The sequence below is a fragment of the Sphingopyxis sp. L1A2A genome (assembly GCF_005502465.1).
Classification (GTDB): domain Bacteria; phylum Pseudomonadota; class Alphaproteobacteria; order Sphingomonadales; family Sphingomonadaceae; genus Sphingopyxis.
Genome location: NZ_SCOT01000004.1, coordinates 123,388 through 145,176 on the forward strand (window position 1 = coordinate 123,388; position 21,789 = coordinate 145,176).

Annotated in this window: 20 protein-coding genes and 2 pseudogenes; 7 read left to right on the plus strand and 15 right to left on the minus strand. The window is 60.4% G+C overall.

The window, feature by feature from the left end:
* Window positions 1-209 precede the first annotated feature (209 nt).
* Window positions 210-3,146 carry a TonB-dependent receptor gene (locus FFS68_RS04345; RefSeq protein WP_137752008.1) on the plus strand — a complete coding sequence of 979 codons (2,937 nt, stop codon included), beginning with the start codon at window positions 210-212 and terminating at the stop codon, window positions 3,144-3,146.
* 824 nt (window positions 3,147-3,970) lie between these two features.
* Here FFS68_RS04345 and FFS68_RS04350 read toward each other — a convergent pair.
* The gene (locus tag FFS68_RS04350; protein WP_161786577.1) at window positions 3,971-5,005 is read right to left on the minus strand and encodes a VacJ family lipoprotein; all 1,035 of its coding nucleotides are present in this window, start codon (window positions 5,003-5,005) and stop codon (window positions 3,971-3,973) included.
* 930 nt (window positions 5,006-5,935) lie between these two features.
* Here FFS68_RS04350 and FFS68_RS04355 point away from each other — a divergent pair.
* Window positions 5,936-6,748, plus strand: coding sequence for an alpha/beta hydrolase (locus FFS68_RS04355; protein WP_037557590.1), 813 nt, complete (start codon window positions 5,936-5,938; stop codon window positions 6,746-6,748).
* 356 nt (window positions 6,749-7,104) lie between these two features.
* Here the strand turns inward: FFS68_RS04355 and FFS68_RS04360 are convergent, their stop codons facing one another.
* From FFS68_RS04360 to FFS68_RS04375, 4 genes and pseudogenes are all read right to left on the minus strand, one after another.
* Window positions 7,105-7,326 (minus strand): DUF2274 domain-containing protein, encoded by a 222-nt coding sequence (locus tag FFS68_RS04360; protein WP_037557589.1) that lies wholly within the window; start codon window positions 7,324-7,326, stop codon window positions 7,105-7,107.
* The gene (locus FFS68_RS04365; protein WP_231732775.1) at window positions 7,323-8,516 is read right to left on the minus strand and encodes a TrbI/VirB10 family protein; all 1,194 of its coding nucleotides are present in this window, start codon (window positions 8,514-8,516) and stop codon (window positions 7,323-7,325) included. The genes FFS68_RS04360 and FFS68_RS04365 overlap by 4 nt, the downstream gene beginning before the upstream one ends.
* Before the next feature lie 35 nt (window positions 8,517-8,551).
* Window positions 8,552-9,031, minus strand: a pseudogene (locus tag FFS68_RS04370) (TrbG/VirB9 family P-type conjugative transfer protein); the annotation flags it as partial.
* A gap of 25 nt (window positions 9,032-9,056) precedes the next feature.
* A pseudogene (locus FFS68_RS04375) lies at window positions 9,057-9,140 on the minus strand (DUF5131 family protein); the annotation flags it as partial.
* Between the two features lie 296 nt (window positions 9,141-9,436).
* On the opposite strand from FFS68_RS04375, the gene FFS68_RS04380 reads away from it, so the two are divergent.
* From FFS68_RS04380 to FFS68_RS04395, 4 genes are read left to right on the plus strand one after another with little or no spacing between them, the layout of a single operon-like run.
* Window positions 9,437-10,108, plus strand: a complete 672-nt coding sequence (locus FFS68_RS04380) for a DUF6088 family protein (RefSeq protein WP_037557226.1) — start codon at window positions 9,437-9,439, stop codon at window positions 10,106-10,108.
* Window positions 10,105-11,145, plus strand: a complete 1,041-nt coding sequence (locus FFS68_RS04385) for a nucleotidyl transferase AbiEii/AbiGii toxin family protein (RefSeq protein WP_052182450.1) — start codon at window positions 10,105-10,107, stop codon at window positions 11,143-11,145. The genes FFS68_RS04380 and FFS68_RS04385 overlap by 4 nt, the downstream gene beginning before the upstream one ends.
* Window positions 11,142-11,534, plus strand: a complete 393-nt coding sequence (locus FFS68_RS04390) for a hypothetical protein (protein ID WP_137752010.1) — start codon at window positions 11,142-11,144, stop codon at window positions 11,532-11,534. Before FFS68_RS04385 ends, FFS68_RS04390 begins: the two co-directional genes overlap by 4 nt.
* An 18-nt stretch (window positions 11,535-11,552) precedes the next feature.
* Entirely contained in the window at window positions 11,553-13,232 is a 1,680-nt protein-coding gene (locus FFS68_RS04395) for a hypothetical protein (protein ID WP_052182451.1), read from the plus strand.
* On the opposite strand, the gene FFS68_RS04400 is transcribed toward FFS68_RS04395, so the two are convergent.
* Genes FFS68_RS04400 through FFS68_RS04415 form a run of 4 tightly spaced genes read right to left on the minus strand, consistent with a single transcriptional unit; the run spans window position 13,206 to window position 15,602 of the window.
* Window positions 13,206-14,114: a ThiF family adenylyltransferase gene (locus tag FFS68_RS04400; RefSeq protein WP_081933209.1), complete on the minus strand. Its 909-nt coding sequence runs from the start codon at window positions 14,112-14,114 to the stop codon at window positions 13,206-13,208. The genes FFS68_RS04395 and FFS68_RS04400 overlap by 27 nt on opposite strands.
* Window positions 14,111-14,659, minus strand: coding sequence for a hypothetical protein (locus tag FFS68_RS04405; protein WP_212742317.1), 549 nt, complete (start codon window positions 14,657-14,659; stop codon window positions 14,111-14,113). Before FFS68_RS04405 ends, FFS68_RS04400 begins: the two co-directional genes overlap by 4 nt.
* Entirely contained in the window at window positions 14,617-14,946 is a 330-nt protein-coding gene (locus FFS68_RS04410) for a hypothetical protein (protein ID WP_037557218.1), read from the minus strand. Before FFS68_RS04410 ends, FFS68_RS04405 begins: the two co-directional genes overlap by 43 nt.
* Window positions 14,943-15,602, minus strand: a complete 660-nt coding sequence (locus FFS68_RS04415) for a multiubiquitin domain-containing protein (protein ID WP_052182452.1) — start codon at window positions 15,600-15,602, stop codon at window positions 14,943-14,945. Before FFS68_RS04415 ends, FFS68_RS04410 begins: the two co-directional genes overlap by 4 nt.
* A gap of 137 nt (window positions 15,603-15,739) precedes the next feature.
* On the opposite strand from FFS68_RS04415, the gene FFS68_RS04420 reads away from it, so the two are divergent.
* Window positions 15,740-16,090, plus strand: a complete 351-nt coding sequence (locus FFS68_RS04420; protein WP_037557219.1) for a helix-turn-helix transcriptional regulator — start codon at window positions 15,740-15,742, stop codon at window positions 16,088-16,090.
* A 72-nt stretch (window positions 16,091-16,162) separates the two neighbouring features.
* Here the strand turns inward: FFS68_RS04420 and FFS68_RS04425 are convergent, their stop codons facing one another.
* From FFS68_RS04425 to FFS68_RS04445, 6 genes are all read right to left on the minus strand, one after another.
* The gene (locus FFS68_RS04425; protein ID WP_037557220.1) at window positions 16,163-17,812 is read right to left on the minus strand and encodes a hypothetical protein; all 1,650 of its coding nucleotides are present in this window, start codon (window positions 17,810-17,812) and stop codon (window positions 16,163-16,165) included.
* Window positions 17,812-18,468, minus strand: coding sequence for a DUF2971 domain-containing protein (locus FFS68_RS04430; RefSeq protein ID WP_037557221.1), 657 nt, complete (start codon window positions 18,466-18,468; stop codon window positions 17,812-17,814). Before FFS68_RS04430 ends, FFS68_RS04425 begins: the two co-directional genes overlap by 1 nt.
* Window positions 18,469-18,861: 393 nt before the next feature.
* The gene (locus FFS68_RS18035; protein ID WP_197411480.1) at window positions 18,862-19,368 is read right to left on the minus strand and encodes a DMT family transporter; all 507 of its coding nucleotides are present in this window, start codon (window positions 19,366-19,368) and stop codon (window positions 18,862-18,864) included.
* A gap of 36 nt (window positions 19,369-19,404) precedes the next feature.
* On the minus strand, window positions 19,405-19,749 hold the full coding sequence (locus FFS68_RS18040; RefSeq protein ID WP_197411479.1) for a DMT family transporter: 345 nt from the start codon (window positions 19,747-19,749) through the stop codon (window positions 19,405-19,407).
* A 9-nt stretch (window positions 19,750-19,758) separates the two neighbouring features.
* The gene (locus tag FFS68_RS04440) at window positions 19,759-20,688 is read right to left on the minus strand and encodes a HEPN domain-containing protein (protein WP_037557222.1); all 930 of its coding nucleotides are present in this window, start codon (window positions 20,686-20,688) and stop codon (window positions 19,759-19,761) included.
* A 62-nt stretch (window positions 20,689-20,750) separates the two neighbouring features.
* Window positions 20,751-21,689 (minus strand): DUF2493 domain-containing protein, encoded by a 939-nt coding sequence (locus tag FFS68_RS04445; protein WP_037557223.1) that lies wholly within the window; start codon window positions 21,687-21,689, stop codon window positions 20,751-20,753.
* Window positions 21,690-21,789 lie beyond the last annotated feature (100 nt).

Consider the following 21,789-nt stretch of genomic DNA (forward strand, 5'->3'; position numbering starts at 1 on the left):
TGCCATAATAAAGTTCTTTACCAAATACCGAAAAACTGCTCAGCTTCAAGCCGGGCGGCGAGAATCTTTTCCTCTCCGGAAATCTCCTTCTGGCCACCTCTCAAACTCGGGGCAGCTCGGCGAGCTGCCCCATTTTTGAACATCGACTACCGGGGAAAAGGACGGGTTCGCGTAAGAAACTAAAAAATCGAGACAGGGAGAGAAGGGTGATGAATAACAAAGCTTATTTGTTGGCAAGCGCCGTCCTGATGGCGTTGCCACAGGTCTCAAATGCTCAGGAAGCCATAGCTGAAGAGCCAGATGGCGGTAACGATGTCATCGTCGTGACGGCGCAACGTCAGGCGCAAAGCTTGCAAGACGTGCCGATAGCTGTCAGCGCATTCAGCGCTGAGGCGCTTGAAAGCCAGCAGATCGAAAATGCCTCGGATCTACAGCTGACGCTGCCCAATGTATCTTTCTCGAAAGGCAATTTCACCTCAGCTTCATTCACTATTCGCGGCGTTGGCGACCTGTGCGTCGGCGTCACCTGCGATGCTGCGACCGCAATTCATGTCAATGGATCACCCTTGTTCGGAACACGCCTGTTCGAGACCGAATATTTCGATCTGGAACGGATTGAAGTCCTTCGCGGACCTCAAGGCACCCTGTTCGGTCGGAATGCGACCTCCGGGGTCGTGAATGTCGTGACCGCGAAACCCAAACTCTCCCGTTTCGAGGCTGAAGCGCAATTCGAGTATGGCAATTTCAACAGCATCGAAGCGCGTGGCATGGTCAATGTCCCGATCGGGGATATGATCGGCGTGAGACTGGCGGGCATATATGTGAACCGCGACGGTTATACGACGAATCTTTATGATGGATCGGACATCGACACTCGGGACCTTTACGCGTTGCGAGGCTCACTTCGTTTCGAGCCCGGTCCTGATACGACGATCGATCTCATGGGCTATTATTTCCGGGAAAAGGACACGCGCCTCAGAAACCAGAAACAAACGTGCCAACGCGATCCATTGGGCGTGCTCGGATGCCTGAACAATCGACGTGATTTCGATACCACGAACGCAAATTCCACGGTCGGTGCGACGCTCAGTTCTTCCGAGTTCTTCGCCATTCAGGGCATTCCCGCCGTACTCGGCCTTGGCAGCCTTTATGGCCCTGACGGGTTTTCCGGGTTTCAGGAGCCTGGCGATGTGCGTGTCGTCAACACGGCCTATACGCCCTTCTATTTTGCGGAAGAGCTACAGGTGCAGGCGCGCCTTGAGCAAAAATTCGGCGCGATGACCCTGACGGCCACCGGCATTTATCAGGATACTGAAGTCGATTCCAGGCAGGACTATTTTCTTGGAATTCAAAGCCGTGCCGGTTTCGCCCCGGCGCTCAATACGCTGGCCTTTTTTGCGGCTAACGGATTGCCGACGGGTCTTGCTCCGCCGGCGCCGGCCTTCATTCCCGGCTCCTCGGCCTATTTTTCGCCGATTGCCGGCGCTCTCATCCCGGACGGTCCGCAGGGCGTGCTGTGCACCTCGGATAATGATGATGGAAGCAGAGGCGCTTTCGAAGGGAACTCGCTGTGTTCCGAAACGCCGCTTTCTTTCGATCGATCTTCGGAACAACGCGAATCGTGGAGCGGAGAGCTCATCCTTACGAGTGACTTCGACGGGCCGTTCAATTTCCTGTTGGGGGGAATTTACGCGAAATCGAAAACCACCGACAATAGCTATTATGTGAACTCGTTTGCGCTCGATTACGCCAGTGCCATATTGGGTTCATTCGGCTCCTTGTCGGGCGGCCTTCCGCCATCCTATTTCGCGACGTCGATGTATCGGAACAACTCGCTGGAATCGAATCTGGAGAGCTATGGGATTTTCGGCGAGGTCTATTTCGATCTAAGCGACCGGCTGACGTTGACCGGGGGGCTGCGTTACAACAATGACAAGAAGGATGTAACGGCGCGTACGACACTGATCAGTTTCCTGAACCCTTATGCCAACGATGGAGATCCGTTCGATACCCCGATAACGCCTCTCACCGGGCCGTCTGGACTTTTCGATGCCGACCCGGGGACACCGGGCCAACAGCTCGCCCAGTTTCGCGAAGTAAGCTTCGACGAAATTACCGGACGAGCAGTTCTGGCCTTCGAGGTTACGCCGGACAATTCACTCTATGCATCTTACTCGAGGGGTTACAAATCCGGCGGTATCAATCCTCCGCTTTCTCCGATTTTCGCCGTCAGCGAGAGTTTCGGCTCTGAATCGATCGATGCCTTCGAGATTGGCTCCAAGAACGTCTTCGCAAACGGCGCGTTGCAACTGAATGCCACCGCATTTTACTACAAATATAGTGGACTGCAGCTCAGCCGCATCGTGGCAAGAACGTCTGTGAATGACACGGTTGACGCCAATATCTGGGGTGTCGAACTGGAGTCTGTCATCAGGCCGGACCCGAACTGGCTTATCAATCTGTCCTTCAGCTATCTCAATGCCAAGGTCGCCGGCGATCAATTCTTCTCCAATCCGCGTGATCCGGGCGGCGGAGATCCTGATGCCGTGATTATCAAGGACATCAGCAATGGTGCGCACTGCGCTGTCACGGGACCTGCGCCTGGCGTTGCTGATGCGTTCGTTGCGGGAGTAAATGCGGCTCTCGGCCTTCGCGCACCGCAGGAATTTCCTTCGGACGGCAATATCGCCTCCAGCGGCGCGTTCGGCATTTGCGGTGTCCTCGCGAGCGCTATCCCTGCGAACAGCGGGATCCAGGTATTGAGTCCTGGCGTCGAGGTTAACATCAAGGGCAACACATTGCCCCAAGCGCCGAATGTCAAGGTCTCGATGGGCGTGCAGTACACGGCAGAGGTTGGGAATGGTATGACACTCGTCCCCCGCGTCGACATTTCCCTTACCGGAAAGCAATATGGCAATATCTTCAACGGCAGGATTAATCGTATCGAACCTTTCGTCCAGGCAAATGCGGTTTTACAGTTGAATGGCGCCGACGAGCGCTGGTTTGTCCGGGGGTTCGTTCAGAATATTTTCGATAGCAACTCGGTTACCGGACTTTATGTCACCGATGCATCTTCCGGTAATTTTACAAACATCTATACTCTTGATCCGCGGCGTTATGGTGTCGCCATCGGAGCAAAATTCTGACGATTTAGCGGTTCCAATCTAACTCGCATAGAAATCGCGGCGTCGGAGAGACGGGGGAACCTTCTCCGACGCCGGTTTCCATGCGCCAGGCCCAAGGCACCAAACGGGGGCATCTGCGACGGAAAGAGGCAAGTCATCTGGAGCCATCTCAAGGATCTCCGAATTTCGCGGCCTGTGCTTGCGATGTCGCATGCGACCGACGCGAACGGCGCGCTGACCGTTGCCCACGGGCACTTGTAGGAAGCACGCTGGTCTCCGGCACCGCGAGCTCGCGATCAATCCGGCAGCGTTCGGAGGCGGCACGATCATCGCGGCGGTTTGTGGCCCCTGATTGCCGAGTGCAGCATGACACTCTTGGCCGCCGCATCGATCACGATATTCCCAAGCTTGCTTGCGAACCTATAATTTTTGAACAGAAAAGAGATATCCAGATCCCAATCTGGCAGCCTGGTTTGCGCGGTAATTGAGCCATTCGGCGAGCAAAACACCCATCTGACGCGCGGCGCATCTTGCCACGCGAAGGCCCAGCGGTTCCCACGCAAAGCGACGAGCATTTGACATGGGACCATCGGCGAGTTCGGGAACGCCAGTCGGAGACAGCGCGAGGCACGCGTTCATGATCGAAAAACTCATCCGCGATGGCCGAACCGATAGCGGTTGTGGGCATTTGTCTCGACACGTCCGAAACCGGAAGACCAAACTTCAGCGAGGAAGCTTATTGAGATTCACCGCGGCGATTGCAGTTGACGGCTTGAGTTCCGTGCGAGCAAAATTTCGAAGCGCTTTGGCTTCTCTGCGCGCCCGCCAAATGTGCATCATTGGCGTTAAGGTCGCGGTGGCAAACCGTCCGAGGTCGGCGTCTCGAGTTCAAGGGGGCCGACGGAGATGAGACCTTCTGGATCGGACAAGGGCCCGGTCTGGCTGACCGTGATTTCTGTTTGAGGTCCAGCCTCGCCATTGCGGTCGCTGCGCCTAACTTTCAATGCGTCGATTTCGCGTTTGCGCAGTTCCAGATAGAGGGTCCGTGTCTCGACATAGGGATCAAGGCTTTCCTGTTGCAAGCGCTGGATTTGAGCGTCGCCCTCGATGCGGTCATTGAGTTGCCTGACCACAGTTGTCGGAACGGCATATGCCGTGCGGTCGAAAGGCGCGCCGACCGCGGTCGGCACGACGAGCAAGTCAATGCTGTTGCCCGCCAGATCGCGCAATGTCGTCGACCCGATAAGCGGAAGATAGAAATAGGGACCGGGCTCGACGCCGTAGAAACCCAATGTATTGGCAAAGCCGTTGCGTCGGTAAGGCAGATTGAAAGGCATTGTCTTCGCGACATCGAAAAGGCCGCCGACACCAAATGTCGTGTTTACGGCGAAACGGCCGAGCGTCTCGGCAGCCTTGCCGATCTTGAACTGTAACAGGAAGTTCAGAAAATTGACGGGTTCGCTGAGGTTACGCAGTGCATTGCCCAGCCCGTCGCGAACAGGTTCGGGTACGATACCTTGATAGCCCATCGCGACTGGGGCCACGAGCGCCGCATCGATCGACTGGACCGCCCGATAAGAGGCAATATTGACCGCTTGAAGCGGATCTCCCGGCGGCGCATCGCCACGGGCCGTCACCACAATATCATGGGGCGCCGAGGGCATTTCGGCCATAGTCTCGTCGTCGGAGGTTGCTGGCGCGGCTAAAGAGGGATGCGGGGTGTTGCCGAGTGCTGGCACAACGATCGGCGGCTCGGGTGGGGCCGAGGGATCATCTACCCGCTGCAACTCGGTCTCAGTCTGGCTTTCGGATGCGAGGTCGGTCGGAGGCGGCGCTACCCCGGACAGAAACAGAAGCGCGGCGACGGTTGCAGGGCTCATCGCGCGCGCGATCCCGCCACCATGAGAGGGGCGAACATTAATTCCATTTGCCAAACTCCTGCTTCGGCCAAGGGCCCGAAACGACGACCGACGACGCTCCCTCCATCGACCCATGTCAGCTGACCCACGATGCGGCCAATCCAGCTTTAATACTCCCCCATGAGTAGGGAAACATAAAGAAGCTCGGCCTGCCGTTTAGCCCAGCAACGTCCGTACGGACGGGCAATGGGACCAACCTGTTCTATCAGGTACGATTTTCGCTGGAGGACCCGGCATAGGCACTTTGCCGACGGTCGCTTAGTTCCGGGCTGGGCGGAAGCGGCTCGAAAACTAACTCTGCGGACGCGCCCGGTCTCAGCGCGAGCAACAGTACCGCCGTCAAGAGCGAGCCGAACATGCTCCGGATCAATGCTTTGCCCCCAACCACATTGCGCAACCCGATGACGAAAGTATCGCACCCTGCCTGAGACGCGAGCAGTGCTTGCCCGATCGAACTATTCAGGTTGTTCAGACAACCGCGCTGCGGCTTCAAAGGCGCGGCGCGTGTTTAGCGAGATTGATCGCCGACCCACGGCATGTCCCTAAAAAAATTGGACGCTAGCCCGAGAAATCATCCTTTGGTCACCCGGTCAATTAAGGGTTGGATGTCGTCAGGAGAAATTTTTCCGGTGGCGATCCGAGGTGAGGAAGCAGGAAAATGCGGAATGTGGGGCGGTTCGGAATTTCATTGCAGCGAAGCGTGATTCCAGCAGGCCTTTTGTGCTTTCAAGGCTTCGTTGTTGGCTGCAGCGAGGCCGAGACGCGTGATCCTGACGCTAAGGGCCCGACAAAGATGCCCGAGACGGCAAGCGTTGAGGGCAGGGAGGAGGGCGTGTGGCAACCCCAGCGGGCCATCAGCAGACGCCACCGTGGCCTGGAGCGGCGCCGAACATGGAGGATGTCAAACTTCCTCCAGAGTATAGCGAAACGGCAACGAATCCGAAACGCTTCGCCGGACGTCCGGTTACCGGCGCCTTCAACGTCACTGTGCCCACTCTCACGGTGTTTCCCGCCCAACAACCAGGCAATGGCACAGCGATGCTGGTTTTTCCCGGCGGAGGATTCTCCAAGCTCGCGATCGATCTGGAAGGTAGTGAAGTTCGCGACTGGCTGACTTCAAGAGGCACCACTTGCGTGCTCGTCAAATACCATGTTCCCAAAAGCGGCCACCATTATGATGAAGACTGCCATTGTGCAGTGACGCCCAAGCACCTCCTTGCGTTGCAGGTCGCCCAGCGTGCGATACGCCTGGTGCGCTCGCGCGCCAGCGAGCTCAAGATCAACCCCCGCAAGATCGGTGTCATAGGCTTCTCAGCCGGAGGGTATCTGGTCGCGCAGACCAGCAATATATTCGAACCTGCTTATGAGCCGGTCGACGAAATAGACAAAGTGAGCAGCCGGCCCGATTTTGCCATCGCAATGTTCCCAGGCCACCTGTGCAGATCGGGGGGCTCGCTTGATCCTGGTATCAAAGTTACCAAGATGACCCCGCCAACATTTCTTCTTCAGGCTTGGGACGATCCCGTCGATCCGATTTGCAATAGCATAGTCTATGCGCGAGCGCTGGACGAGGCAGGTGTTCCAGCGGAAGTCCATCTCTTTGCCAAGGGAGGGCACGCCTTCGCCATGCGCCCGCTGCGTCATCCCGTTGAGCGATGGCCGACGCTCGTGGAAGATTGGCTAAAGGACACAGGAATTCTTTGAGCAAATAGGGCAAGAAATGACCCCCTCTCCCCGGAATGTTCGCTACTCAGGGGAATCGCTGGTCTTGGCCGATCGGAGATCGCCGGGTTTCTGACTGAAACTAACCGAAAGCCGACAACGGTTTGAGCTCCAGGGTATCTTTTGGCGCTGCCGTACAATTATCGGTCGGCTCGCGACGCTATCCGCGCGGTGCGACCCAGAAGAGCTCTTCCTTTCAGGAAACAGAGATCTTCATCTGACGCCCGCACGGTTTCGATCGCGCGGGCGTCTTTTTTTTGGCGCACCGCCGCCAGCGGTTTGAACGAACACATATGGGTGATCACGCCTGACCGACGTGAGGATGACGCCGCAGACACTCAGCGCCGCCGCCGTTCCGTCGCAAATCCACGATCGGTCGCGATAAAGCGCTCGATCATCGGCACCGCGATCTTTTCCGGCGCCATAGGCGCCGCGAGGCCATTAGCCTTCGCATGCACCTCGGCATAGACGAGCAATTCGCGATGGAGGGATCCCGTCAATTCGATCGACAGCTTCACGGGCTTGTCGTCGGCGATGGGGCCTAGGCGCAGCTTGCTCATGGGGCCGCACCCGCCGGCGGTTCGAGTATCAGATCGCGTGTGACAAGGACCCGCAAAGCGAAGCCGGGGCGGATCGTGAGGGTTGGCGGGATGTTCATCTGACGCTCGACGAGCCGCCGTCCCGACTGGTTGACCGTATCCTGCGGCCCGTCGCGAAGCGCCCGCACGAGCGCATCATCCCCGTCCGAGCCAAGTTCGGCTCCGACGCCGAGCAACGAAGAGACGAGCGCCGCGCGCAGCATCGACCCCCAATGATGGTCGGTGCGATCGGCAATCCCCGCCATGCCCCGCGCATCGGCGCCGGGCTGACGATCGAGCCGGATCGATCGGCCACCGGGCAGGATCAACCGGTTCCAGGCCAGCAAGACGCGCTCCTGCCCCACGGATATTTCGCTGTCATAGTCGCCGATCAGCCGGGCACCCTGCGGAATGAGGAGAATGCGACCCGTCGGGCTATCGTAGACATTCTGGGTCACCTGCGCCGTGACCTGTCCGGGAAGGTCGGACCTGATCCCAGTGATCAGCGCGGCCGGAATGAGACTTCCCGCCTGAAGGATGTATGGCGAAGCAGGCGCATGAAGGCGCTCGGCACTCTCGAACGGTTCGGCGGAGCCGCCCGCGAGAAAGGCGCGCCGCGCCGCCGCCGGAGTCCGCGCGCCGCCTTCGGGTGCCGACATGGTCGCGGCGGACGGTTCGATCGATCCACGCTGCGCGTCTGCCACCGGCGCGCCCGAGGTCCCTCCTCCAAGGAATATCCGGCTCGCCGTGGCGGCCTCGCGCTCCAGCCGCGCCCGATCGCGCGCCTTGTCGGCGGGTGAGCGCCCGCCGGCGGGCGGATTTCCCATCGGCGGCACCGGGATCGTCTCGCCGTTCTGCTGCGCCGAGACGATCGGTCGCCCGAGATCGCCGGGTAGCGGCGGTCCGAGCTTCGGCACCTTGCCATAGTCGGCGGGCGCACCGGTGACGACTTCGGCGCGATTCGCTCCATCGGCCGTGTAGAGATTCTCGGCGGTCTTCGGGGCTACGGGTTGCAGCGCCCAGAGCAGAGCGCCGCCGATCGCGGTGCCGCCGGCAGCGCCGATCATCGCGAGCGCCTTGCGCGAAAGCCGCATGACCCGCGGCGTGTCGCCGCGTAGCCGAAAAGGATCGACCTCCGGGCCGGGCGCCGTGCGCTCGCCCGCTTCCGGCACGTCGGCGGGCGCCACCGCCTCGCTTGCCGGCCCGGTCACGACCGCCCCCGGCGGCGCGGCATTTCACGCTTGATCCGAACGACGCGGGCCTGCTTTCCGGCGCCCAAGCGGAGTTCGCCGCGCTCGAAAAGGCGGTCGACGATCATGTAGCGGCCCTGCACCCGGTAGTTGACAAGCTCTGCCTCGCCGCTGCCGCCGATGACGAAGAGTGGCGGCATATCGCCGGTGGCGATATCCTCACCGAATTCGATGATTAGCTGGCGCGAGTCGTCGAAGGCGCGCACCGGCCGCCACGCGGCCTTGTCGCCTGCGATGCGGTAGCGGAAGTTGAGCGCGGCGAGATCGATCGCCCCGGCAACGGGCGCCACCCTCGCCGCCTCGGCCTCGGCAAGCTGCAAGGCGATCAGCTCATCGGCGGGATAGGTCCAGGATACCGATGCCATATAGGCCGCGGCGGTCGCGCGCAGCTCGACATGATAGGTGCGCCGGTCGGTGTTGATGACCACGGAACCGCTCGGAGAAGCGCGCGGCATAGCAGTTATCGCATCCAGCGGTGATCTTCGTGCAACCTGTGACGGGGTTCCACGTAGCGTCGGTCCACTCTATTGCGCTGTGATCAGCCATTGTCGTTCTGCTTTGCCCCGTCTCGAAATCGATTAGACAACCGAATTTTCGTGAAGCTGAATCTCACATAATCCGTGCGAATGGAATCCGGTTTTTGCAGTAGAGGATTTGAGGCTTCCTGCTGAAGGTCCACAGGCTGGGCGCGGCGCCATTCTGTCTGTCCGAAGAGTGCAACATGCTTCGGACATAGCTGTCTGAAGTTTACATCATGGTTCGGACATTGCCGTCCGAACGAAGTGACATGCTTCGGACAAATTAAAATAGACATTGTCCGAAAAATGTATCATGCTTCGGACATGATGGGGAAATCGTCCGGAGCCGACGATGATGTGGGCAGGAACATCATGCGCCGAGTAAAGCGAAAGCTGGGCCAAGCATGGACCCCGGCAGACTTCAGCGACCTCGGCAACCGGCAGGTCATCGACAAGAATTTACAGCGTCTGACCAAGGCTGGCGAACTCCGCCGCATCGATCGAGGGCTCTACGATCGCCCCGTCCACAACGAACTTACGGGCAAGCCCTCGGTCCCCGATTATCGCGCGGTCATCGAGGCGGTCATTCGCCGGGACCAAGCCCGCATGGTTGTCGACGGCATGACAGCCGCTAACGACCTCGGCCTGACGACGGCTGTGCCGGCGCGGATCGAGGTCTTGGTGGATGCGCGGCTGAAACCGATCACGCTCGGCAACCAAGAAATCACCTTCAAGCACGCCGCTCCGAGCCGCCTCTATTGGGCTGGCCGCCCTGCAATGCGAATCGTGCAAGCACTCTATTGGCTCAAGGATGTGATCGACCGCAGCGAAGAGGAGCGCACTCGCGTCTATGACGCGCTCTCCGCGATATTGTTGGACCCAAGGCACGGCCGGACCCTTCGCAAGGACTTGAAGGACGGCCTCGCCGCACTTCCGATCTGGATGCAGGACTTCCTCCGCGAACTCGTCACGCCGGCCAAGGTGCGGCGCGCGTGACCCGCGCCGGCTACCAGCAGATCATCGGGTCGAGAGAAGCCGATCGCCGGGACCTGTTCCTGTCGGCCGCGAACCGGCTTGGCACGCCGCTCGGCAATGTCGAGAAGGATTTCTGGGTCTGCTGGACGCTGGACCAGCTCTATCATGAGCGCAGCGCCGACCAGCCACGGCTGCTCTTCAAGGGCGGCACCTCGCTTTCGAAGGCGCACGGCCTCATCAAGCGCTTTTCCGAGGATATCGACGTCACCATATACAGGGACGATCTCGGCGAAGCCGCGAGCGTCGACGAGCTCGAAGCGTTGTCGGGCAAAAAGCGTGAAGCGAGACTCGACGCCATCCGGGACGCCTGCAGCACTTATATCACCGGTCCTCTCCAGACCGATATCGCGGCGCGCCTCGCCGAGGCCACGAACGGCGCGGGACGCGTAGAGATCGACAAGGCCGACCGCGACTCCCAGACCCTGCTAGTCTGGTATCCGTCGCTCGAACATGACGAAGCGAGCTATATCAAGCCAGCCGTCCGCATCGAATCTGGTGCCAAATCGGCGCTCGATCCGAACGGCAAAGCCACGGTCACGCCCTATGTCGCCGAAGAGTTGCCGGATCTAGATCTCGCGGTTGCCGAAGTAACGACGATCGACGCCGAGCGGACCTTCTGGGACAAGATCGTCATCGCGCACGGGCTGCGCAGTTGGTTCGATCGCCGAGGCGTCCTCAAGAATGAGGGCCAGCGTATATCGCGCCACTATTATGACCTTCACTGCCTTGCGGATACCACGCTTGGCCGCGAAGCGATGGAGAAGGATGAACTTGGCGCCGACTGCGTGCGTCATGCCCGCATGTTCTTCAATCGACCCGACTTCGACCTCGCCTCAGCGGCGAAAGGAAGTTTCAGCCTCGCGCCGGCCAAGGCGATGCGCGAGGCGCTGCGGCGCGACTATGCCGCAACCGAGGCAATGATCTTCGGCAAGGCTCCAGCCTTCGACGAAATCATCGCAACCACCGAGAAAATCGAAGCCAAGGTGAACGGCCAATGATCGCCGACATCCAACTGGATTCGGAACAGAAATTCCCAACCGGTTCGCAGAAAGTCGTGCGGCCTTTAAGGAATACTGCAGTTTTGGGGCTAAACGGCGGCGATATTCATTGCCGACTCGCCCTGTGTTTCGTAGCGAAAGCGAATCATTGCGCCCTGCCGGCCCGGCAGGGCGCGTTCGATTCGCGAGGAGGACCCATGAAAAATGGTATAAAGTTACTCGCGGACAATACCTACGGACGTGTAGAGATTTCCAATCGCAAGGAATTCAAGCACTTCAATCTTCGACCATCGAAGAAGGCCGTCGAAGAAATCGAACGGCTCGAAGAGCTGACGCTCGCGGCAGAACAGCGACTCGGAAATTTCGTCGTCGGCGCGAACCGCGGCTGATCGGGAGGCAATCGCTGAATGCAGGCTCAAATCCAGGTAGGACCCCTGCTCGGCGAAGACGACTGGACTGAATTGGCCGAATTGGTGGGGGCCGACGAGTCCGCGCTGCTGCAACAATTGCTACGCGATTACAGGGAGGCGGGTGCGAAGGCCTATCTCCTCGAGCGGGCCTATATCGACCGCGACTTCTCCGCCGCCTATTCGGCCTTCTATTCGACCCTATTCCATCCCTATCTCAAATATTGCCAGCGTCTCCACTTCTTCGGGTGTGACCTTTCGTATCTCGGCAAGGTCGATAGCCCCGAAGGCCTGTCGCGCGAGGTCGCTTCACATGACGACGACTATCTTGGCTTTGTGGTGCTGCGCCCCGTTTCCCACGCGCCGGTTGCAGCGGCGGTAATCTCGGCAGCTGCGATTGCTTCCGACCCCTCGACGATCATCGACGTAACGGCGGATTATCCCGTTCACCTCGTGGGGGCTGACCTTACTGTCACGGGATTCCCGCTCACCCAGCAAGACACACGCGTCGGCGCCTGCGCGCAGGCGGCAATCTGGATGGCAGGACGCCATTTCCATCGCGCGCATGGCGGACCCTGGTTCTCGATGCCTGACATCAATGATGCGGCGCTGAAGCCCACAGACAATTTCGTGACCCGCTCACTTCCCGCCGGATCGGAGTTCCTGAGGCCCGACAACATAATCCGGGCGCTACGGGCGATGGACCGTCATCCGGTCTTCGATCTCGGCAAGGCCGCGGTCGAACAAGGGGTCGGCATCAAGCCTCTGCATGAGGTGATTGGTCGTTATCTCGATTCCGGCATCCCAGTGCTGATCGGGCTAAAGGGCCGGGACGGCGCGACGGTCGGCCATGCTGTCGTTGCCATCGGCCGGGTGATGCGCGAACGCGGCGATGACGACCTGCCCGATGACCCGACCTCGGCCGAACTGATTTCGCATCTCATCGTCGCCGACGACCAGAGGGGGCCGGTCTGCCGCCTGCCGGTCTACAAGGACGACGCGCTGGAGGCGGGCGCGCCCGGTGCCTATCCGTGGACGCTCGAAGAGGATGCGGTTTATTCAGTGACGCCGCTGCCCGGGAAGGTGTTCATGACCGGCGAAGTTGCCGAAACACTGAGCCGCGACTTTCTTGCGAGCTGCGTCGAGCGCATCGAAGAGTATCGCGAACTCGCCCGCATGCGCGCCGGCGAAGGCAGTGCTGCACTCGGCAAGGCGATCGCCGTCGATCCCTCCTTTTTTGCGGTTTCGCCTTCAAGACTCGTGGCGCGGACCTATCTTACCTATGGCTGGCGTTATAAGGGCAGGACGCTCCGCAATCGGCTTCCCGATATCTTCAAGTTCGAAATCTTCCGACACCAATATCCACGCTACGTGTGGGTGACCGAATTCTCGCTTCCCGACGATCTTCGCGGTTTCGACCAGTGCCAGCGGAAGGTGCGTGCCCATGTCGTCGTCGACGCGACAGGCAGCAAGTTCGGCGAGAGCATGCTGATCGTCCAGGTGCCCGGGCTTTCGATGTTCTGGACGTTTGACGCCGACAGCCCGACCCAGACTTATAACCTCATTTTCCGGACGACCGACGAAGCCGAACCCTTCCTGCCCAAGGTCCGCAATTGGCCCGACTTCGACCAGTGCGAAGTGCCGGACGCCGGGTCAGATTCGGACGCCAAGCTGGCTTAACAGGCGGCGCCACCACGATCCGCTGGTCGGCGCCACGCGCGTCTCCTCCCGTTCCGTTTCTGACTGCCTTGCCGGCGCCGGACGTCGAACATCGAACAGCGGGTCACCGGTCTCGCATGCGCCATGGTGCCGACATGTTTGCCCGGCGACCGCCTTTAAGCGATTGCTTGTCGCGACCTGATGACGATTGCCATCATATTCGAGGTAGACGCTGGCGACGGGTTCGCGCATCCACGGCAGCAGCAGTTGCATGACGAGGCCCACGGCCAACGACGCCAGCACGCCGTTCGGCCAGACCACCTGCGGTTTGCCGCCGGCGGCGCCATATTTCTGCGCCTCTTGCTCAAGCCGCGCGTCGGTGAGAACGCCAAGGCACCAGAGGCATGGCCCGCCCGGGGAAGACAGGATGACCTGGCCGCCGATCGCGAATTGATCGCCGAGGTCGTGAACGTCCATGCCCATATCGATACAGGGGATCATCATCCGGCGGCAGAAGGCTTCGAGTTCGCTCCGTTCGCGGTAGGAATCGACGCCGCCGACGATGATGTCGCATTCGGCGAGCGCCTCGGTTGCATCCTGCCACCTGCATGCAAGAGCAAGGAAACGCGGCGCCGCGACGAGCCCGCGCACCATTCGTTCGGCGACATCCGCTTTCGGCGTCGCGTTCTCGGCGTCGGCGGCGGTTGCACCGACGAGGCGGTTGAGATTGCTGTCCTCGACGATATCGGGATCGACGCAGACGAAGCCCCCGATTCCCAGATGGGCGAGCTGCTGCACCACATGCGAACCGCCGCCGCCGAGGCCGACGATGCCGATCGTCACGGCGCGGAGCCGGGCGTCGCTGTCCGGCCCCAGAAAATCCTGCCGGTCATAGCGGCTCATGACATCGCTCCTTCCATCCAGAGGGTGGCGCCGACCGCGGTGAACCGGGCAATGGGGAGCGGTCCCTGACCACGCGCAAGCCAGAGGTCTCCCGCTATATTGTCGGCGCTCAGCACGATCGCGCCATGCGGTACATGTGCGGCGACGTTGAAGAAGTCGGGCACGAACTTCGCATTCTCGCGAATGTCAGTGCCGCTGAACCCGGGACGGCCGCGATGTTCGTGCATATGGACGTGCAGCGCCGCAGTCCGCGACTGGTAGCTGCGCTGCAGCGCCTTGCGGATTGCCTTTGACCCCATCATCGCGCCGACGCTCGGGTCGTCGATATAGTCGGCGTCCTCGACCGGGTGATAATCCTGCGCGAGGAGAAATAGGCTGCCATCGCCGATGCGCGACACGCCCGCCGAAATCCAGCCAACGCGCTCATATGCGAAGGCGTGACGCCGCCTCAAGTCGCCTCGAATGGCGTCGAGAAGCGGGGCGCGGATCTTGAAATGGACGTTCACCGGAAGGCCGCCAGATGATTTGCAAGGATGGAAGTCCATGGCTGTTCTGCCTCGATGTAGTTCCAGGACCAGCAAAACCAGTTCCGGGTGAAGAGATTGTGCTGGGTCCAGTTTGCGAGATGACCGGGAACGGCGGCGTTAAGGAAGAGCCGCGTCTTATAGCCGCTATGCTCGTGAGGGCAGAGCAGCGCATCGCGCGTCACCGGTCCCGCCCGCGTCGCGATCACCAGCCCGGGCAGATGGACGAAGGTACGGCCACCTTCGACCAGCGCGACCGCATCCGGGTAGATGGCCTTGATGCGGTCGAACTGATCTTCGGCATTCACGAGGAGCCGCCCTGGCGAACGTGGCTGACGAACTTCATGCGGGCGATCACGCGGATCGCCTCGCCGGGCTGCAGGGTGCGGAAGCTGCCCTGCTTGTCGACGACGTCGAGGTCGAGATCAGCCGATACGCCGAGCGCGTCCTTCAACGTTTCGGTCGTATAGTCGCCGGCGAGGATCCGGACCTTGTCCCCGTTGAGGTCAACATTGACGTAACGCGGTTCGTCCGAGCGGTCGGCAGTGTAGAAGTGCTCGACCTCCTTGCCCTTGAGGGTGACGCTCTCGGTATCCTCGACGAGGTCGTCCCTGCCGCCCTTCGGGTCGAAAAAGATATCCTTAGCCGCCGGCACTAGCGCGAGAACGCGGAGTTCCGCGCCGCTGATCTCATCCTTACCCCAAGGGAAACGGCGCCCGTCGACGACAAGGAAGAAGAGGCGGTCGGCCTTCACCGAGCTGAACTCTTCCTTGCCGCTCGCGCGAAGGTCGATTTCTTCAGCGAGGTTGATGTCTTCGAGCAACCCGTCGCCCTGGCGATAGAAGAGCAGATGCTCGTCGACCGGGATACGGCCCGCGATTTCGAGCAGGTCGCGGCCCTTGACCAGTGGGTCGCTCAGCAGATGTTCGACGCCGTCGATCGTGATCGCAAAGCGCCCAGACATGGAATTCTCGTTCGTCACAACATTTCTCCATACGAAGGCACTTGCGCCTTGTTGACGTTTTCGACATGATGATCGTGTCGATAACGCTAAAATAGGAAACATGTCGTTTATGTCAATATATTCATCGCGAAATCGCCATGACCGATAACAGCGGATCAGGTGAGATTTTCCGGGCCCGGCTTGCAAGTGCCCGTGATGCAAGGAAAATCAGCCAAGGCGACCTAGCAAAAAAAACTGGCCTCCCGGCAAGTTCGATCTCGCATTTCGAAGGTGGCGGTCGCAAACCATCTTTCGACAATCTGCTGAGGCTCGCCGACGCGCTCGATGTTACGACCGACTATCTGCTCGGGCGCAGCGAGGATGTGGGCACGTCCGTGGCTGCGCAGAAGCTCCAAAAGCATCTGGACGGGTTGAATTCCTATGATCTCGATATTGCAGAGAAGTTCATCGAAGTTCTCGCCAGCAAATCGACGAAGCCACCCGGGTAGAAGGTGCGAAGTGTAAGTTGCGAGCTCAGGGCGTCCGCGGTCCATCAAGCCGATAAACCGGAACCGTTGAGGTCATTGACGGCTAGGGAGCGGCGTTTCCCGACCAGAATCCGATCCGTTACCTACGGCTTCGGCGACCTCAAGCCGCTCCGGACCGACCTCCCGCAGGTGATCGGGGTGAATCATGATTGGATGCTCATATCGTGATGCAAGCTCCTCCATGTACTCATAGAGATCGGGGACCATCGGCCGCACGTCAATTGGTCGAAAGGATACCGAACTGTAGACGCGCTGATCACGCGTGGTGGGCTGAAGTTCAATCTCAACGCCGTAGCTAATGCCGTCGCCCGCGAGCTCGGCACTGTTGAAGTAGATCGCCTTTAAGGCGCCCCCATCCCCCGCGATTGTATCCGTGTCGAATGCGAACCGAGCCTCTGGCTTTGCCCGAAGAAGCAGATCCGCAGCCAGCTGGATCCAGCGGCTGTCCCACAGGTCACCAATCGCGAGGGAGGCCTTGGATCGCACGCCGGCCAGTTCAAGCAACCGCCGCCAATCGGAGGCGATCTTGTAAAGCGCCGGCAGGTCCTCGACGTCGGGGCCGGTTAGCACATTGCTCATAGGCAGTTTGATCGGGCCAAAGCGACCGTCGTCACCGCTCATTACGATTGCACCTTCGCCCGAGGCGAGGTTGGCCATTGCGCGGAGCAGCATCACGAGGTCGTCGAGCGTCCGGCCGCCCTGCTCGAAGATGCCCTTGGTCTCGAAATCCGCCTCGCGCTCATGGAACAGGAAGCTGAAGTCGGCGTGACGGATGAGCATCCGCAGGCGCGCGTCGAAGGGAGGCGCGAAGAATATCTCGGCGTGGAAGGTAGCAGGCGGGGTCAGTGGCGCGCCGGTCACCACGATCTCGCAACCACCGGCTGAGGGAGGCGAAAGCATGATCTCCTCAACCGCGTTCAGCATGTCGTGATCATAGGGCACCGGCATATCGAAGCGATTGTCGAAGGCCTGAATAGCCAACGGCTTCAGCGGAACCATGCCGAGCACGACGCGGGTCAGCTGCTCGTCGCTGTCCGGTCTGAAGAAGACGTCGCCGACGATGCGGTCATCACCGTAACCCAGTTCCGCGAGCTGGCCGAGCTTCTCGGCTGAATAGGCGGCAGGATCTGGGCCGCATGCCCGTTCGATCGCTGCGCGAAGGCCCTGCGGCGTTACCTCAAAGGGGTGGCCGAGCTTGCGGTAGTCGAAGGAGATCGACTGTCGGTTGATATCGCGGTTTCCGATGAATTGCTCGTGCCTCAACCTGCGGAGCAGTTTCTCAAGCGGCGCGCCGAGAAGATGGACGACATAGCCCCTGATCGGCGTGCCATCGGGCCTCATCCTGAAGACGATGATGACCGCGGGAAGCGGGCTTTTCGCAAGCAAGTCCGCGGCGGACAATCGCAGTTGGACATTGCCAGTCCCGACCGACTTCGTGGCCTTTAGCTGGACATGACAGGTCGTCTTGCTGCGCTGGTCCAGGATGCCGTCCTGCATAGGCAGGTCCACGACGAAATCCCATCCCGAACGGTCGCGGTCACTCTTGTTACAGACGATAAGCGCGCGCGGGCAAAGATAGATGAAAAGCCCTTCAGCCGCAGCGCCGAGTTCATCGTTAGGAAGATCCAAGACGACGGGAACGCCATCGCCCTCGGCCCTCGCCTCGCCTTCCGAACCACCCATTACTGCCACAGATCCTCCCTCCGCTGCGTAACTACGCGATACGTCCCGAATGCCAGGCGCGCCTTGTGCGCTACAACCCCCCGCGCCCCATCGCCAAGCGCCTCTGCGACCTGAGCGCGCGTCGCGGGGCAGTCGGCGCCTACGATGACCTCCCGCAGGACTAGGTCGCCATCGAAGCCGCGATACCAGATCCGGCACGCATCATCATAGGTTTCGAGGTCGACGATCATGCGCACTTCATCCTCGTAGGTCCAATGGACAAACTTCACGTCCAGCGCTTTCAGCACGAATGATCCCATGTCGAACCCGGGCGCATCGATGACGGTGGCATCGACGGCGGCGCGGGACTTCCGGTACTGCACATCCCGCAGCAGCCGGTCAGGCACGTCGAAGCCCAGGCACAACCCGCGGTGATGGTCTGCATAGTGGCTCCACTGAACCGGGTTGCGCCAGCCTCGGCTGAAGCACAGCATGCCCCGCCGCTCACCGAATTCCTTTCGGGCCTTGCCCAAGGTGGCGCGGAGACCACTATCTTTCAGGTTCAACGAAAGCATCTCGAACGGGTCATTCACGTCAGCGAGAGTCGCGACTTTCAACCGCCTTCGGGCGATGTCCTGGAGACCGTATTCGCAGTTGACGAAGTGGTAAACGCGCATCGCGCTAGAATTGCCGAGAAACGGAGTGCCAGCCAATAGCCAATTGGGCCGAGTCCATGAATGACCGCTTTCGGATCCGCGCTTCTTTCACTTGGACAGCGACAAACAGGCGCAAAGCCGACATACAAAAAAGGCGGCCTAAAAGGCCGCCAAAGTTGAATGGAGGAGCCCTCCTTTTGGGTCGCATCGGGGCGCATACAGCAGCAAAAAATGCACGCCATCGAAATCAGTATTCCGTAACGGAATTACGCGTGACTGATGCATTGGCGCAACACAAAATCACTTTAGCCAGAGTTCTGACACGTATCTTGCATCGCCCCCCCCCCCGCCATCGGTTAACGACCGTCGCAGCAACTCTTCACCATACGCGCGATGCGGATCGAATTTCCCCGACTATCGCAGCTCCCGTTCGACAAGCAATTTCGTCGCTGGTTTGCGCCGCAGCGCCACGATCAACGCACCGAGCATTGCCAGCCCGCCGCCGATAGCCATCCGCATATCGAAATGATCGTGGGTGATCAGCACACCGAGCCCGATCGTCGCGAGCGGCGTCATCAATGTCAGCGGTGCGAGCAAGTTCGCTTCATAGCGGTCGATGAGGTGGTAATAGACGGAGTGCGCACCGACCGACACGATCAGCGCCGTGAATACGACAGCGGCGACAAGCGGCCGTCCAGTGGTCGTCGCCGCCGTCCATTGACCGTCTTCAAGCAAGATCGAAGCGAGTGTCAGAACGGTCGCCGACACCAGTCCCACCCAGGCCTGAAAGCGGAACGGTTTGACGCCATCAACCTGCTTCATCAGCACCGCGCCAGCGGCGCCGGCGAAGGCGCTGGCGGCGACGAACCAGAGCCCCGTCGAAAGCGAAAGTCCACCGGGCCGCCAGGTCACGATCAGCACGCCGACCAATGTCAGCGCGATGCCCAGTCCGCGGCGCTAGTAGATACGCTCGCCGAGCACCAGCACCGAGAGCAGCATGGTAAAGGGGACACCGAGCTGCAGAATAATCGCGGCCTCAGAAGGTGAGACAGTCTGCAAACCGACGAAAAGTAGTGAAAAGCTTCCGCCGCCCAGGCACAGGGCGATGGCAACAATCCGCCATGCCGGCCGCGGCATCGGCAGCAACCATGGCCACATGACCATCGCGACGACCGCAAAGCGTAGCGCCGCATAGAAAAGCGGCGGGACCGCCCAGTCCGTTACTATAATCTTGCTCAGGACATTGTTGAATGCCCAGATCAGGCACACGGCGACGAGAAGGAAGAAGTCACGAACGCGCATGTGCCGGGTCTACTCCGGAGCCTGCACAGCTTCTTCAAGGTTCGCTATCCGTTCAGAGCAGATGGCATGCACGGCGCGGCCCAGCTCCTCCACGCGTCCAGCCAGCCAGAGCAATTCTTCTTCGCTGATTCGATAATGTTTGGAGTAGCGAGCCTTCACATAGGCTTCCTTGAGCTTCTCGAAGCGCGCGCGGTCTGCCTTCACCTCGCGCGGCCAAACATCGACAAGCCGCATGTTTAATCGCTCGGCTTGCGTGCGCAAAAATCCCAGGTTGTGGACGTGGGGCGTGTAAAAATTGCAGACCAAGAGCACGCAATGATAGAGAAACTCACTGCTCTGATGGAGGTCAAACGCGGCGGGCTTCAGAAACCCTTTTTCGCGGCCCATCTTGGACAGCTCGAACCGCTGCATGGCGAGCGGAAACCACTCGTCGAAATATTCCTGCGCCATCGCCAGCGCCTGCTCGGGCGTCTTGGGCTTCGGCTTGTGCAATTCCTTGTCGTCATATTCGTAGAGCGCGATCCCGTCGCCCGCGACGTCCATGAAGAAATAGCGGCCGTGAGCCAGCCCATCGTTCACTTCCTGCAGCGTGTGGACGATGAAGTTGACCGGCGTGTGCAGCGTCTTGTCGATCGCAAGCTCGCGGGTCAGCCGGTCGTCGAGCTTCGACCAGAAGTCGATCTTGTCGGTCAACCGCTTGTCGTTGACGATGATCAGGAGATCGAAGTCCGAACGATAGCCCTTTGCGGTGTGCGGCTCGTCGACCCAGCCACCGCGCGCATAGCTGCCGTAGAGGATGACCTTGTCGATCCGACCCTTCTTTTTCCAGCCCATGGTGCCGAGCGCGATCGCATCCTCGAATTCTTCGAAGATGATCGCCTTCACACGTTCGAGCTCGCGCTGCTTGTTCGCCGGAAGATGATCGAGATCGGTTTTCATTGATTTTCATCCTGTAATCCTGCTCGCCGGATGGCAAGCGCCGTCAGATCCAAATCGACAACTCAGGCTTCCTTGAGCCGAAAATCCCAGACCGGAATGCCGAACGCCCGCGCCTTGTCGACAAGATTGTCCTGGATGCCGGTGCCCGAAAAGACGACCAGCCCGGCGGGCATCGCATCGATCAGCCGCTCGTTGCGCTTGAACGGCGCCGCTTTCTTGTGCCGGTTCCAGTCGGGCCGGAACGCTACCTGCGGCACGCCGCGCGCATCGGCCCAGCAGGCCGCAGCGCGCTCGGCGCCGGTTGGCGTCGCACCATGCATCAGCACCATGTCGGCATGACGCGCATGAACCTTGTCGAGCGCCGACCAGATGTGGCGGTGATCGTTGCACGCCGGTCCGCCGCTGAAGGCGATGCGCGTTCCCTCGGGGATCAGGGCCTGGGCCTTTTCGCGGAGGCGTTTGTCCATGAAGTCGCGGCTGTCGATCATCGCCGCGGTCATCGTCTTGTGACGGACGCGCGACCCAGTGCGCGGGGTCCAGGCCTTGCGGGCATGGATGCGGAACTGCTCGGCGGCGCATTCGCGGAAAAATTCCATCGTGTCGCGCCGCTCGATCATCGTGATGCCCTCGGCGATCGCGCGCTCGAGTTCGACCGAGCGAATTTCGCTTCCATCCTGCTCGCGCTGGAGTTCGCGCTGCGCCTGTTCGTTGCGGTCGAGCTCGCGCTCGATCCGTTCGCCGGCGCGGTGAAAGATATTGACGATGCCCCAGAGCAGATCTTCAAGATCGGGCTCGATGCGGGTATCGACCAGGCAGCCCGCCAATGCGTCGAAGATATCGGCGACGGCGCCGCCAGCGAGCCGGTCGTCTGGAAGCGGCCGTGCGTCGGGTTCGTCCTCATAGGGCCTATGACCGTAAAGCTGCATTTCCTGGAGGAGGTAGGCGCTGGCGCCGGGTTGCTGCGGTTCGCCGCGTTCGGGAAGGTCTGACAGGTCGATCATGTCATTTCTCTTGTCTGGGGCCGCGCCTCTCGCGGCCTTCGCGGCGACGCCTCGGCGGCGGCGGGTGCGGGTTCGCACCGCGCGGCACCCCGCGCGGCCG

Excerpts from the sequence above, each read along its gene's own strand:
- FFS68_RS04405 (WP_212742317.1), bottom strand. The coding sequence starts at position 14,659 with ATGGACTTCCATCCTTGCAAATCATCTGGCGGCCTTCCGGTGAACGTC.
- FFS68_RS04400 (WP_081933209.1), bottom strand. The coding sequence starts at position 14,114 with ATGAGCCGCTATGACCGGCAGGATTTTCTGGGGCCGGACAGCGACGCC.
- FFS68_RS04380 (WP_037557226.1), top strand. The coding sequence starts at position 9,437 with ATGATGGGGAAATCGTCCGGAGCCGACGATGATGTGGGCAGGAACATC.
- FFS68_RS18040 (WP_197411479.1), bottom strand. The coding sequence starts at position 19,749 with ATGCGCGTTCGTGACTTCTTCCTTCTCGTCGCCGTGTGCCTGATCTGG.
- FFS68_RS04395 (WP_052182451.1), top strand. The coding sequence starts at position 11,553 with ATGCAGGCTCAAATCCAGGTAGGACCCCTGCTCGGCGAAGACGACTGG.
- FFS68_RS04390 (WP_137752010.1), top strand. The coding sequence starts at position 11,142 with ATGATCGCCGACATCCAACTGGATTCGGAACAGAAATTCCCAACCGGT.
- FFS68_RS04445 (WP_037557223.1), bottom strand. The coding sequence starts at position 21,689 with ATGATCGACCTGTCAGACCTTCCCGAACGCGGCGAACCGCAGCAACCC.
- FFS68_RS04355 (WP_037557590.1), top strand. The coding sequence starts at position 5,936 with ATGGAGGATGTCAAACTTCCTCCAGAGTATAGCGAAACGGCAACGAAT.
- FFS68_RS04415 (WP_052182452.1), bottom strand. The coding sequence starts at position 15,602 with ATGTCTGGGCGCTTTGCGATCACGATCGACGGCGTCGAACATCTGCTG.
- FFS68_RS04345 (WP_137752008.1), top strand. The coding sequence starts at position 210 with ATGAATAACAAAGCTTATTTGTTGGCAAGCGCCGTCCTGATGGCGTTG.
- FFS68_RS04430 (WP_037557221.1), bottom strand. The coding sequence starts at position 18,468 with ATGCGCGTTTACCACTTCGTCAACTGCGAATACGGTCTCCAGGACATC.
- FFS68_RS04350 (WP_161786577.1), bottom strand. The coding sequence starts at position 5,005 with ATGAGCCCTGCAACCGTCGCCGCGCTTCTGTTTCTGTCCGGGGTAGCG.
- FFS68_RS04360 (WP_037557589.1), bottom strand. The coding sequence starts at position 7,326 with ATGAGCAAGCTGCGCCTAGGCCCCATCGCCGACGACAAGCCCGTGAAG.
- FFS68_RS04425 (WP_037557220.1), bottom strand. The coding sequence starts at position 17,812 with ATGGGTGGTTCGGAAGGCGAGGCGAGGGCCGAGGGCGATGGCGTTCCC.
- FFS68_RS04440 (WP_037557222.1), bottom strand. The coding sequence starts at position 20,688 with ATGAAAACCGATCTCGATCATCTTCCGGCGAACAAGCAGCGCGAGCTC.
- FFS68_RS04420 (WP_037557219.1), top strand. The coding sequence starts at position 15,740 with ATGACCGATAACAGCGGATCAGGTGAGATTTTCCGGGCCCGGCTTGCA.